This is a genomic window from Paenibacillus sp. FSL R7-0652 (assembly GCF_038595045.1).
Lineage (GTDB): Bacteria > Bacillota > Bacilli > Paenibacillales > Paenibacillaceae > Paenibacillus.
The window spans coordinates 5,957,809-5,971,801 of the sequence record NZ_CP152001.1 but is presented as its reverse complement, the minus strand read 5'-3'; the positions used below and the strand labels follow the sequence as shown (position 1 = coordinate 5,971,801).

The 13,993-nt window shown below is 49.6% G+C and carries 7 protein-coding genes and 1 pseudogene; all 8 read left to right on the top strand.

All coding sequences use genetic code 11. The features are described 5' to 3' along the window. Positions 1-59: 59 nt before the first annotated feature. Entirely contained in the window at positions 60-1,262 is a 1,203-nt protein-coding gene (gene metK / locus MKY97_RS26110) for a methionine adenosyltransferase (RefSeq protein ID WP_342553054.1), read from the top strand. 235 nt (positions 1,263-1,497) lie between these two features. Beyond that, a complete protein-coding gene (locus tag MKY97_RS26105) occupies positions 1,498-5,301 on the top strand; it encodes a SwmB domain-containing protein (protein ID WP_342556457.1) in 3,804 nt (1,267 codons plus the stop codon). Positions 5,302-5,628: 327 nt separating this feature from the next. Beyond that, positions 5,629-8,352: a stalk domain-containing protein gene (locus MKY97_RS26100; protein WP_342553053.1), complete on the top strand. Its 2,724-nt coding sequence runs from the start codon at positions 5,629-5,631 to the stop codon at positions 8,350-8,352. 47 nt (positions 8,353-8,399) lie between these two features. After that, positions 8,400-9,560, top strand: coding sequence for a sensor histidine kinase (locus MKY97_RS26095; RefSeq protein WP_342553052.1), 1,161 nt, complete (start codon positions 8,400-8,402; stop codon positions 9,558-9,560). A gap of 4 nt (positions 9,561-9,564) precedes the next feature. Beyond that, a complete protein-coding gene (locus tag MKY97_RS26090) occupies positions 9,565-10,287 on the top strand; it encodes a response regulator transcription factor (protein ID WP_342553051.1) in 723 nt (240 codons plus the stop codon). Between the two features lie 236 nt (positions 10,288-10,523). Beyond that, positions 10,524-10,916 (top strand): hypothetical protein, encoded by a 393-nt coding sequence (locus MKY97_RS26085; RefSeq protein ID WP_342553050.1) that lies wholly within the window; start codon positions 10,524-10,526, stop codon positions 10,914-10,916. A 431-nt stretch (positions 10,917-11,347) separates the two neighbouring features. Beyond that, on the top strand, positions 11,348-11,713 hold the full coding sequence (locus MKY97_RS26080; protein WP_342553049.1) for a hypothetical protein: 366 nt from the start codon (positions 11,348-11,350) through the stop codon (positions 11,711-11,713). Between the two features lie 161 nt (positions 11,714-11,874). After that, positions 11,875-13,933: pseudogene (locus tag MKY97_RS26075) on the top strand (helicase-related protein). The last annotated feature ends 60 nt before the right edge of the window (positions 13,934-13,993 follow it).

Below are 13,993 nucleotides of genomic sequence, written 5' to 3'. Positions count from 1 at the left end.
TCGCCGTTATGTTTTGTTCGGGCAATCGCCATACTATAGTTATGGGAGGTTGAAACTTCATGTCTATTAAAGGCCGACATCTTTTTACATCAGAGTCTGTAACCGAAGGACATCCGGATAAAATCTGCGATCAAATCTCGGACGCTGTTTTGGACGCGTTTCTTGCGAACGATCCTAACGCTCGTGTGGCGTGCGAAGTTTCGGTAGCAACGGGCCTTGTGCTTGTTATTGGCGAGATCAGCTCCGCGTCTGAATATGTGGACATTCCAGCCATCGTACGCAACACGGTGAAGGAAATCGGGTACACACGTGCTAAATACGGTTTTGATTATAATACATGTGCGGTGCTGACGTCACTCAATGAACAGTCCGCTGATATCGCGCAGGGTGTCAATGCCGCTCTGGAGCATCGTGATCCTGAACAAATGGCACGCGAAACAGAGAACATTGGTGCAGGTGACCAAGGTCTGATGTTTGGTTTTGCAACGAACGAGACACCAGAGCTGATGCCGCTGCCAATCGCATTGTCCCACCGTATCGCTCGCCGCCTGGCGGAAGTGCGCAAGAACGGTATGCTTGATTACCTGCGTCCGGATGGTAAAACACAAGTGACTATCGAGTACGATGGTGACAAGCCGGTACGTGTTGATACGATCGTTGTGTCCACGCAGCATGCGGAAGAGACAACACTGGAACAAATCCAGAAGGACATCAAAGAGCATGTAATCCTGCCTGTTGTTCCAGCTGAACTGCTGGACGAGCAGACAAAATATTTTATTAACCCGACGGGGCGTTTCGTGATTGGTGGACCTCAAGGAGATGCAGGTCTGACTGGGCGTAAAATTATCGTAGATACATATGGTGGTTATGCACGTCACGGTGGAGGTGCGTTCTCGGGTAAAGATCCAACAAAGGTAGACCGTTCTGCAGCTTACGCGGCACGTTATGTCGCGAAGAACCTGGTGGCTGCGGGTCTGGCTGACAAAGTGGAGATCCAGCTTGCATACGCCATTGGTGTGGCCAATCCGGTATCCATTAACGTGGATACGTACGGAACAGGCAAAGTCAGCGAAGAGAAGCTGGTGGAGCTGGTACGCAATAACTTCGACCTTCGTCCAGCTGGCATCATTCGTATGCTTGATCTGCGTCGTCCGATTTACAAACAAACGGCTGCTTACGGCCACTTTGGTCGTACAGACCTCGATGTTCCTTGGGAACAAATCGACAAGGCAGAACTGCTGAAATCCCAAGCAGGTCTGTAAGTAGGTTCTCATATGTTCAGCAAAATTATAGCTCTTGGTTCCATTCAGGAATCAGGAGCTTTTTTGCGAGCAGACAAGGCAAAATTAGCTGTCAGCAGTATATTGGATTTGTACAAAAGTTTTATGGTAAATTAACCCAAATAACTAACAGTTATTCCTTTTGAAACCGAAATACATAAAGAGGTCTGTATTCAGACATAAGAAGTCATGGGAATAAGGGGGAACGTCAGTGAACATGAGGAAAATAGCCCAAAAGAGCATGTTGGGATTGTTGATTGTACTTTTAACAGCTCAAGGCTGGCTTACCGGCTGGAATGGAGCGGAGGCACGTACATATGCATCCAGCGAGTTACTTGCAATGGGTATCAAAGATACGGTGCCAGCGGTAAAAGCGGCGAACGTAGATACATCGGCCCCGCTTATTATTGATTTTGTGAAACCGGTCAAGAAAGCAGATTCAACACAGAGTGTAATAACGGTGAGAAGGTTGGATGATAATTCCATTGTGGACTCTGTGCCCGTGTCCGGCAGTCAAGTCACCATTGATCCGAAGCTGCCTATTACCGATCCTTCCACGCCTGACAGTGGAGCAGGTACCGATTCTTCGGTCAGTGGGTATCGTGTAAATATCACGCTTAACAAAGCTCTTCCAGGAGCAACCTATTACGTTGAAATGGACAATAAATCACTAGTCTACTCGGAAGACAATACGCCCTTTGCGGGCCTGCTCAAAAAAGAGTGGACGTTCAGTACACAAGGTTTAGGCTCAGCTGCAATGGTCAGCAAGGTTCCTGAGAACGCAGCAATTATGGCCCCATCCACCAATATCGTGATGACATTTGATAAACCTGTTACAGCAGGTAAAGGAAAAATGACCATCTATCAAGGCCGGGTTGGCGGAACGATATTTGAGGAGATTGCTGTCGATGCAGGCGCACCTCGGGTGACTGGTTTGGGGACAAGAACCATTACCATTGATCCCATGAAGGATTGGAACAGCAATACTACATATTATGTCATCATGCCTGAAGGTTATCTGCGAGATGCAGATCAGAACGATGTCAGCGGCATCAGCGGCAATGTCTGGGGATTCAACATCATCTCTGATCCGACTGCACTTATCGTTTCCTCAACGACTCCTCCAAATGGTACAACCAATGTACCTCTATCCGGGAGTTTGAGTGTGACCTTCAGCAAAGAGCTCGACACCAATTACTTCAAAGAGCCTGTGCTTAAGAAATCCAATGGTGCAGTTGTCTCCACCAGAACGGTGTTTAATAGTTCAAACAGCAGACAGCTGATTATTACGCCAACAAGCGAGCTGGAGAGCAATACGAATTATGTGGTTGACCTGCCTGCCAATGCCTACCGCGATAAAGCAGGTAACATGTTCACAGGGCTGAATGGTTCGACTTCATGGGGATTCAAAACACTGAGCAAAGATACAACTCCCCCAGCTCTGAAAAGTGCGAGCATGCACAGCAATAACACTATTCGTCTGACTTACGACAAGTGGTTGTCCAGCACTAACCCGCTCAGCAGCACGTATGCCGTAACTGTCAATGGAGAGAAACGAAGTATCAGCTACACCTACATCTCGGGTGACAGTGTGTATGTCGTTCTGGATACCGGCGTAGCCGCAGGACAGGTCGTTCGTATTGCTTATACACCGGGAACAAGCAGCCGGGTTACCGATCAGTCTAACAATGCGGCCGCAGCCTTTGGTGCACGTGATGTAGATAACGGAATGGATTCCGTGATGTCCAAGCCGCGGGAAGGAAGCGTGTACTTCAGTACAATCACATTGTATTATCCTGAGACGGTGTACGTTACATCCAGTGATGCGGCTAGGCAGTTCAGTGTAACTTCTGACCAGCTCGCTGTCGGGGTGAACAGCATCTCTGTGAACAGCAGCTCGGTGGTAACCCTGAATCTGAGCCGTTCGATTACGGATGGAGAGGTCGTTCGTGTCTCTTATACACCAGGTTCATGGCCTGTAAAAGACAGCCGTGGACAAGCCTTGGCCGGATTTGCCGGCTTCTATGTCCGCAATACGATTGATACCAAGCCGCCTGAATTAAAAGGCGCGGAGGTGAGTGGAAACAAGCTGTGGATGCGGTACAATGAACCGCTGAATCCGGGTAACAAACCGCAGAACAGCCAGTATTCCGTGCTGGTTGACGGGAAGCCTGTTTTTGTCAATCAATCCGAGATCGAAGATGATCTGGTTACGCTGACACTTGCCTCAGCGGTCAAAGATACACAAAACGTAACGTTATCGTATGTGCCTGGAGCACTGCGGTTAACCGATCTGAACAGCAACCCGGCAGGTTATCTTAACATGACGCCAGTCGCGTATACGTACGGTAACGGCAGAGTTCTGTCGGCTGTCATCCAGGGCGATACGATCCAGATTCGGTTCCGTGAGGCCATTCAGCCTGAAGCGTCACTGACGTTAGCGCAGTTCAGCGTGCTGCTCAGCAATGCCAGTGCTAAATTGCTGTCAGCATCAGCTTCAGGATCTGTAGTGACATTAAAATTAGATCTGTCTATGAATACAGGAAACGAGAATCCTACGGGCACGATTAGTTATATGCCTGGAGCTGTACCGCTGCGAGATGCATCCAATACAACCGTGCCTGCGTTTGGACCGCTCACACTGCAGCAGCCGGGGACAAACGTACCTGTAAATAACCAGACGAGTGGACGTCCGGTGTGGCTGAACGAGCTGGATGCATCCAGTTACGGCCAGGCACTGCTTGTGATGAATAACAGCACGGCATCTTCTGATGCTGCAATGTCGGGGAATAACCGTTCGACTCGTCAGTTTAATGTGGATGGAGTGAAGTTAATCCAGTCCTTTGAATATGCCTCGACAGCAGGTAAATTAAATCTGCCTGTTGTGTTTGAAGTTCCAGACAGTGAATCTTCTGCGTATGTTGGTTTCCCATTGAATGCTCTGACACAGATCGCAGCAAGTTATCCCAAAGGTATTGTAGGTGTGAAATACGGTGATCGTCTCTGGACAGTACCGTTATCTAATCTGGATCTGGAATCTATGAAACGGAGCATAGGAACGTTTGGTGCCAATACAATGATGTCGACCAGTACAAGTGGTTCTTCAGGTTCGAAGGAACCGGCATTCTATGTGCAGCTTGAAACTGTTCCTGTACTAACGTCAGGTACGATGGATGGAATGCTTATAAACTCAGGCGCACAAAAGTTAGGGAATACGACAGAAGTGTACATGTTTGCTTTTAACGCAAGCAGCAATCAGCGCATGGAGATAGATATAAAAAGCCAAATTTCTATGAAAATATCGACAGATGCACCTACCATTACAGCTGGATTTACGTATGTCGATCCTGTTACTTCAGGTTTATCCAATGTACCAAGTTCGTTCAAAAACACAGCTGATGGCTTCATTATTAAAGGTCAGCTAAATGGCAATCAGACAATTGTACCTGTAAGTCATGTCGTTAATTATAGGGATACAGCATCCCACTGGGCCGCAGCGGTTATTAAAGAACTCTCTGCTAAATGGATTATTAGTGCACCGAATGGTTCCTATTATGGACCTAATGAGAACATCACACGTGCAGAGTTCGCCGAGCTGGTAGCCAGAGGGTTAGGGCTGAAGGCCGAACCAACCGCAGCCAGCCGCTTCCGGGATATTCGAAGCGGGAGCATCACGAGTGCTTACATCGGTGCGGCAGCAGAAGCTGGAATAATTACTGGGAATACCGATGGGACGTTCAAGCCGGATCGTGCGATAACGCGTGAACAGATGGCCATTATGATGGTTCGTGCCATGAATTACGGCGGTCAGACGGTATCCCTGCAATCTTCGACGAATGCAGCACTGTCCAAGTTCAAGGATCATAAAAAGATCCAATCCAAAGAATCCGTTGCCAAAGCAGTACAAGCGGGAATCATTCAAGGAATGACAGGCAGCACATTTGTTCCGCAGGGCAATGCAAGTCGTGCCCAGGCAGCAGTGATGCTGAAACGGGTTCTCGATAAACTGGGATACTTGTAAGCTTGTAGTTTTTCAATGTAATCTTTATAGATATCATGACGTTAATCCATCGTTATAATCGTTTAGATTGAAAGGACGCTTCAGGAATGTAATTCTTGAGGCGTCCTTTTTTAGTAGATTTGGATAGAACATCTGTAGAAAAATTGCAGGCACAGTTAGAAAAGTTTAACCAATTTATGCCTCATTCTTGGCTTACGGCGTAACTTTTTCTGCTAAAAACAGTCTATTAATAGAAGAGTATACTAGGGATCACTCGATGTACTGCCATATGGCATTATATGTGGGATGTCTAAGATTCATATACAAGATGGGAGAGACGTTTCAAACATGCTGGGGAAACATGGGAAACAGCTGGAAGACGTTAAGCACAGTAAGGCTAGAAAATGGGCAATTGTAACGCTGGCAGGTGTAATCTGGATCGCACCTGTAATGAGTGCAGGCGGACAGATGTGGTCAGGGACTTCATGGCAATCTACAGCGGCCGCGGCGTCAACGAATACAAGCAAATTGAGTGAAGAGATTCTGACTTCGGGTGCGAAGCTCATGAAATACAGATATACGACAACACGTTCAGGTTCGAAGGTGAACGTGCTCGCAGATGTTGTGCAGGTGGATCTGCAAAATCCGTACGTTAAGCTGGATGTAATGACAGGTAAAGGCGGCAAATTAAACAGCAAACAGAGCACAGGCAGTATGGCGAAGGAAAACGGCGCGGTGGCTGCCGTGAACGGGGATTATTTTAACGTATCGGGGGAATTGTCTCCAATTGGCGGGCAGGTCTCTGACGGTGTTTTAGTGTCCACGCCTTCCGAGCTGAAGGGGATGTATGCCCTGACCGTAACCAAGGATGGCAAGCCGATGATCGACGAATATTCCTTTGACGGCACCGTGAAAGCACAGGATGGTTCAACGTTTGCTCTGCGTGGGATAAATAAGGAGGACTATACGGTTGAAACGGGATCGGGTACATACAGCCATGCCAACTCCATGTATATTTATACACCTGCATGGACGTCGACCAAACGTCCGAATGATCCTTCCACCACGCCGACGGAGGTGCTTGTACAGAATGGTGTGATCACGCAGATTTCGGATAAAAAAGCATTGAATATGACTGTGCCGAAGGACGGCTACATTCTGCGTTCGCACGGGACAGCGGCAGCCTGGGTTATGAGCCATTTGTCTGTTGGGCAGACCCTGGGAGCTGACTACAAGCTTGTTGCCAAAACGACAGGCCAGACGGTTGACCCAAGCAATCTGGAGATGATGATCGGTGGTCATACCATTCTGGTAAACGGGGGCCAATCTACTCCGTTCTCTCGCAATATTGCTTCTTCCGGCATTGGGGGGGTTCGTGCCAGAACAGCGGTAGGATACTCTCAGGATGGCCGTTATGTATACATCATTGCAGCGGAGAAGAACGGAAACAGCAGCGGCATGTCTTTGATCGAACTGCAGTCATTTATGACAAGCATAGGCATATGGAAAGGCATGAATCTGGATGGCGGCGGATCCACGACGATGGTTACGCGTCCGCTGGGTGAACAAGCGGCGAGTCTGACCTTTAATACGGAGTACGGTACAGAGCAGCGTCAAGTGGTCAACACACTCGGCGTGTTCTCAACGGCGCCTGAAGGCAAGCTGAAAGGTTTCGCGGTAAGCGGCAGTCAAACGCTGCTTGCAGGTCAGGAAGGCAAATACTCCGCGAAAGGGTATGACACCTACTACAACCCGATCGCTACAGGCAATATTCCGTTGACCTGGAAATCCAGCAATAACGGCATCGTGAGTGTCAGCAATGGAACGGTCAAAGGAGTGAAACCGGGTACAGTAACGCTGACGGCAACAAGCAGCGGTGCTTCCTCTTCCATTAAAGTAACGGTATTGGGCGGCAGTGAGCTGGCTTCTCTGACAGCCGGATCAGGTCTGGGCTCGCTCCAGCCGGGCACAACTGTCTCGATCCCGGTTACGGCTACGACGAAGAGCGGACAAAGCGTAACGGTACCAGCAGACTCTCTGACTTGGGAATTTGTCGGATTTAAAGGTAAAGTGTCAGGAGACCAGTTAACGGTATCGTCTGTTAATGACGGAGCACAGGTTGGTTATGCGATTGGTCGTTATGATGGTTACAGCACGGTTGTAGTCTTGTCTGCGGCTGCCAGCGAAACGATCTGGGAAAATTTTGAGAACGTGAACTATCCGATTAACTTCACAACGAATGCGGCCGGGGTAACCGGATCAGCAGCAGTCACGGCAGGAACCGGAGATAAGGCTGGCTCCAAAGTGCTGCAGCTCAGCTACGATATGACAGGTGGAACGGGTAAAATGTATGCTTATGCCCAACTGAATGGTTCAGCAGGCAGAGATGTATCTGCAGCAGCTACATCCATGTCGATGGATGTGATGGGTGACAAGAGCTTGAACTGGCTCCGTGCAGAATTCACGGATGCTAAAGGCAAAACGGTATATGCCGATCTGGCCAAAGCGATTGACTGGAATGGATGGAAGAAGGTCAGCGTAGACCTGAATGGACTGAACATGGCATATCCTGCTAAGCTGAAGCGTGTATACGTAGTTAACGTGGAAGATGGACAGGATGAGCGTGCAATGACAGGGACGGTTGCGTTTGATAACATTGCCTTCACAATGCCTTCCAAATCCAGCGAAGTTGGGCTGCCTACAGGTACAGCTTCACTTGTGCTTGGACAGAAGTCCATGAAGGTGAATGGAACGAATAAAACAATCGATGCCGCACCGGTTATCAAAAATGGAACGACGTATGTGCCGATCAAGCACGTGCTGGACGCTTTTGGCGGACAGGCGGGCTGGGACAGCAAAAATCAACGAATTACTGTCCTTCGCGGCAGCAAGCTGATCGATCTGGTGGTAGGTCAGAAAGAATATGTTCTGAATGGTAAAAGACAGAGCGCATCTGTTGCACCATACGTAAGTGGTGGTAGGACTTTAGTCCCTCTCCGACTCGTTTCCGAGCAGCTCGGGCTGTCTGTAAAATGGGAACAGAACACGAAGACCGTTACCATCTCATCGTGATATGGTATGATATATACCGGAAACGATAGAAATGGAGTCGAACAAACGTGGATTTACAAGCCGATGCCATAGACCGCGTCATAAAAAACGCCATACAAGTCATGGAAAACAGCAAATATCAAATGTTCGAAATCATGGACTCTACTCGCGATGAGCTGAAAACACTCAACGAGGAGTTGAAGTCGGTGCTGAAGGAAACGGCGGAAACGATCGAGAAAGTAGATCAATTGGAGCTGAATTACCGCCGTTCCCGAATCCGGCTGACGGAAGTTAGCCGCGACTTTGTCCGTTATTCGGAGCATGATATCAAGCAGGCATATGAAAAAGCGACACAGCTGCAGCTGGATCTGATGATTTATCGTGAGAAGGAAATGTATCTAAAGGCCCGCCGGGATGATCTGCAGAAGCGTGCCAAAAATGTGGAGGCTTCTGTGGAGCGTGCCGAGACCATTGGTTCGCAGATGGGTGTTGTGCTAGAATACTTGTCAGGCGAGCTGGGTCAAGTGACCCGGATTATCGAGTCTGCCAAGAATCGACAAATGATTGGTTTGAAAATTATTCTGGCCCAGGAGGAAGAGCGGAAACGTATTGCTCGTGAGATTCATGACGGGCCTGCGCAGATGCTTGCCAATCTAGTGCTTAGGACGGAAATTGTAGAAAGAATGCTCATTAAGCAGGATTTTAAGATGGTCCAGGCCGAAATAGTAGATTTGAAAGGCCAGGTTCGTTCCAGTCTTGAAGAAATGAGAAAAGTTATTTTTAATCTGCGTCCTATGGCACTGGATGATCTGGGATTGATCCCAACGCTTCGCAAGTATGTGCAGGATTTTGAAGTAAAAACAAAAATCCGGTCGCTTTTTGAAACAAGAGGCAAGGAACATCGTCTCTCTTCTGCAATGGAGGCTGCAATCTATCGTCTCGTGCAGGAAGGTCTGTCTAATGCTGCCAAGCATGCTTATCCCACGTATGTTGTCGTAGAAATTACATACCAGGCTCAGCTCGTCAAGATTGTGGTTCAGGACAATGGGCTTGGGTTCAAACCGGAGCTTCTTGCCAAGAAAAGCAAGGATCACAACCACTTCGGTCTGATCGGGATGAGAGAACGGGTTGAACTGTTAGAAGGAAGAATAGAGATTGAATCCGCAGAGAATCAGGGAACCAAAATAGTCATTCATATCCCGACAAACGTGGATAAGGGAAAGGAGTAGCAGGATGGAAAACCGTGATACTGGAAAAACATCAATTAAAGTTCTTTTGGCTGATGATCATCAGCTGTTCCGAGAAGGATTGAAACGCATTCTAAATATGGAGGACGACATTGAGGTCATCGGCGAGTGCGGCGATGGCATTCAGGTGCTCGAATTCTGTAACCAGGAGAAACCGGACATCGTTCTGATGGACATCAATATGCCTGTAGAGAACGGGGTTGAAGCGACCGAGAAGCTGCGCGAGCTGTTCCCGGATGTGAAGGTTATTATTTTGTCTATTCATGATGATGAAAGCTATGTATTCGAAACACTCCGTAAAGGAGCAAACGGATATCTGCTGAAGGATATGGAAGCAGAGTCTCTGATCAACGCGATTCGTTCGGTTCATGAAGGGCATGCATTTATTCATCCTAAAGTTACTGGCAAACTGATTATGCAGCTTCGCCGGATGACGTATCTTAATGAGACAGGTGCAATGAGCGAGGGAACTTCGAAGGAAGCGGGCGTTAAATTCGTCGCTGGCGATAATAACCCGCTGACACGCCGTGAAGCTGAGGTGCTGCGTTTGATGGCTGAGGGTAAGAGCAATAAAATGATTGGTGAGTTTTTGTTCATCAGTGAAAAAACAGTTAAAAACCATGTCAGCAGCATTCTGCAGAAGATGGAAGTGGATGACCGTACACAAGCTGTTATTAACTCCATCAAATACGGCTGGGTTACGCTCTAATTGTTTTAATCAGGTTCAATGTGTTCACTCGCACCCTTTCCAGCAGCTGGATTGGTTTGCGGGTTGATGGACTTTATCACTGCAAATGAACAAAGTGCCAGGGTGTGCTGAACATCGGTTCAAAGCGAGCGCTGACGGATGGCTTGCTGTAACCCTTCGGATTATGCAGCATATACTGCTGTATACAGGGATGTTCGCCATGGGTGAACATGACCTTCCGAGGAGGTGCAGTTGCCATGGTTGCTCATTTGACTATGATTCTGCTTATATACTTCCTGGCGGCAATGGCCGTTCATCTTATGCACCAGCGCCATACTTCCCGCCCGGAGTCCGAAGGCTTCGAGCAGATTCTGCTTATTCCTTCCAATCAGGCAGGACGGATTGAAGGCATTATTCGAGCACTTTGCCTGGAATTATTATATCGTGGGAAGAGCTTCTCCTTAACGGTGGTTGCCGATCATCAACAGACGGAGACCATTACGATTATTGAGAAGATGATGCAAAGACAGGGCATGGAGCTGTCCTACCTGCCTGCTGTGCCAGCAGAACTTGAACATGCCGTGCAGTCCAGTGACGGCTATCGCCTCATTGATCTGCGCAAATCCAGCGATGAAGCTGGATGCAGGTAAGTGTTATTTAATTCTATGATGCAGATGTTGATATGCGATTCATTATGGAAAAGATTACAGCATGATGCTGTAGTCTTTTTTTTGTAATTGTAGCCAAGTCTGCCTTTAAATTGAATATGGGTTTTATTGCAATCTATGGTTAAAGACTGGATTTATCGCTTCGCATGACAATTGCACAAGCCTTTTGAAGTCAGAAGTCTTAACTTAAAAGTATAGACTGAGAAAACTGGAAAAAGTTGCGCATATACAAATGAAAAGTTCCAATTTTTTGAGAGCGCATCGTAAGACGCGGTGAGGTAATATTGACCGTGAGGAGAATGGACCATATAATTGCTTTATATGGATTTTTTATGCATATTTCAGGATGATAGAAAGCGCTGTGCAAAACGAATTATTTTTTACGAGAAAAGGTTCAGGAAAGGGAATATAAGATGAACCCGGTACATATACGAGGATTGCTGCTGTTGGTATTGTTGGCTTGTGTACTGCCCTTAGGTATTAATCGAGCAGCTGCCGAAGGAACCCCATCTAGTAAGGTTGAACTGTTTCATTCATCAGAAGATGGTCTTGGTATAAACGAAGTGATCAAGTGTGGTGTTAACGATCAGATGGATCATGATTTAAATTTGGATGGAATAGACTTGTATATGCAAGAAGACAATGTTCCCGATGTGTATGGTACTTCGCCCGAAACGACGTTTACGTTCGAAGTGAATGGACAGGTACTGCAGCCGGGAGAAGCGATCTATATGGAATCAGGTCCAAACCAGTTACCGCGGATTTGGGTTGGAAAATAGTGAATTATGCTGGACTATTAATATCGTTACACTTAGGACAGAAGTATAATGATGAAACGTACAACGAACAATGGACATGAAGCACATGCTCCGGCGAAGATGCCGGTTAGGATGTGCTTTTTTTTGCGTTTCTAGATATGAACAAGGGAGGAATTAGAGCGATGCAGGCTGCGTTATATGTGTGCAGGACAGGTGGGGAGTGGCGCATGGTAATGTCAATCGACATTCGGGTGGATGTGATGTGGTGGCTTGGGGGTGTAAGTGGACAGCTTGTCCAGCAGTGGCATGTATTAAGTATGCAGCTGCCGTTAAGTCAGGCTTCGTGGTTGATGGATCAGTTTGTGGAATTGCGCGGCATGGATCAGTGGCGGAGGGAAGCATGGGAGAGTTACATGGATGCGAAGCTGGGCTTATACGAGCAGGCTTCGGGTGAGACCGAGGCTAGAAAAACGTTGGCAGAGCAGGGTGGAGCGGGGAATTGGAATAGAAGTGAAAGAGGCGATAAAGGACGAAGAGGAAGGACGAGATTCAGTCGGAGTGAAGGAAGAACGGCAAGTCCGAATAGGAATGAAGATACGAATGGAATTGGGGGCGGAAATGAATATCAAGGAAAGAGCGAGGATGTAAGCGGAACTGGAGCTGCGCGAGCAGATCGCGTGGGCGGAATGCCGGAGCCCTATCCCGCCGAGCATTGGGCTCAGCTGGAGCAGTGCGCAGCTCTGCTGTCTGAGCGCATGCACAGCCGCCAATTGCTGGCGGCCGAAGCTGAGGCGCTGCTGGCGGCGGAGCCCGCCATGCCGCCAGGGGGCTGGCACGCGGCTGCGCAGCTCGCGTGCCTGCATGGGCGGCTGCAGCTGACAGCCGCCCTCGAAGGGCCTGCCCCGCGCCGCCGGCTCGCGTGGCTCGGCCGCGCGCGAAGCGCGCCCCGCTGCCACCGCTGTGGCAGCGAAGCCAGGCAGCGCGTGTCCTGCGCTGCCTGCGGCCTGGCGGCGTGCGCCTACTGCGAGGCCTGCCTCGCGCTGGGGCGCGCGCCGTGCCTGTGCGGCCGCCGGCCGCGCAGTGCGAGCGCAGGGGGCCGTGCCCGCACGCGGCGAAGCACCGCGGGGCACGGCCCTGGCCCCCACCGGCGGCGGACTCGCCCGGTGGGGGCTGAGCGCAGCGCAGCGCGCGGCAGCAGGCGCGGCGCTCGCGTTTTTGGCCCGGCCGCCCGCAGGGGATGGGCCGGGGCGGTTCTTGCTCTGGGCCGTGACCGGGGCCGGCAAGACCGAGATGATCTTCCCACTGATCCAGCATACTCTGGATCAAGGAGGACGAGCACTGGTCGCTACACCGCGCCGGGATGTCGTGCTGGAGCTGGCTCCGCGCCTTGCCAAAGCTTTCCCGGACACCTCGCTCGCCACGCTCTATGGCGGGAGTTCGGAGCGCTGGAAAGACGCACAGCTCACGCTGGCGACCACACACCAGCTTATGCGTTTTTATCAGGGGTTTGATCTGGTGATCATCGATGAGCTTGATGCCTTTCCTTACCATAACGATCCCATGCTGGCTCATGCGGCTGCGTCGTGCTGTAGACCGGACGGCAATTTCATCTATTTATCCGCTACGCCGCCGACCCGGTTACAGCGGGAAGCCGCTCAGGGGAAACTTGCGCATGCCAAAGTGCCGGTGCGATTCCATCGGCATCCGCTACCTGTACCGAAACTGATCAGCATGCCTACTGTCGCTCAGTGCATCAAGCGCAGACAGCTTCCAGCCGCCATTGTAAGCAGCATTAGAGCTTCATTACAGCGTGATGCACAGGTGTTTGTTTTTGTAACACGCATCGCCCAGATCGAGGCGTTTGTGAACCTGATGAGACGCACCTTCCCGAAAATCTCAATTGAGGGAACATCTTCGCAGGACGCGGAGCGGGCCGCCAAAGTTATCGCTTTTCGGGAACGCTCCATTCGTCTGCTCGTCACCACCACGATTCTGGAGCGCGGCGTGACGATTCCGCGCAGCGATGTGTTTATTCTGGATGCAGATAACGGACTGTTCGACGAGGCTTCTCTCGTACAGATGGCAGGCCGGGCAGGACGCTCCAAAGATGATCCCGCAGGCCGTGTCATATTCGCTGCATTCCGCCGCACACGTGCTCAAGTCAAAGCCGTAAGCCAGATTCGCAAAATGAATACGATAGCTCGCCGCAAAGGTTACCTGCATCCGCCAGGGACTAAATAACCACCGTTACATCGTTCCAATACGGCTGAGTCTAATTACACTTGCTGTATGGTTCTTCGT

Coding starts and splice junctions, on each gene's coding strand:
- MKY97_RS26080 (WP_342553049.1), top strand. CDS start 11,348: ATGAACCCGGTACATATACGAGGATTGCTGCTGTTGGTATTGTTGGCT.
- MKY97_RS26085 (WP_342553050.1), top strand. CDS start 10,524: ATGGTTGCTCATTTGACTATGATTCTGCTTATATACTTCCTGGCGGCA.
- MKY97_RS26100 (WP_342553053.1), top strand. CDS start 5,629: ATGCTGGGGAAACATGGGAAACAGCTGGAAGACGTTAAGCACAGTAAG.
- MKY97_RS26105 (WP_342556457.1), top strand. CDS start 1,498: ATGAGGAAAATAGCCCAAAAGAGCATGTTGGGATTGTTGATTGTACTT.
- metK (WP_342553054.1), top strand. CDS start 60: ATGTCTATTAAAGGCCGACATCTTTTTACATCAGAGTCTGTAACCGAA.
- MKY97_RS26090 (WP_342553051.1), top strand. CDS start 9,565: ATGGAAAACCGTGATACTGGAAAAACATCAATTAAAGTTCTTTTGGCT.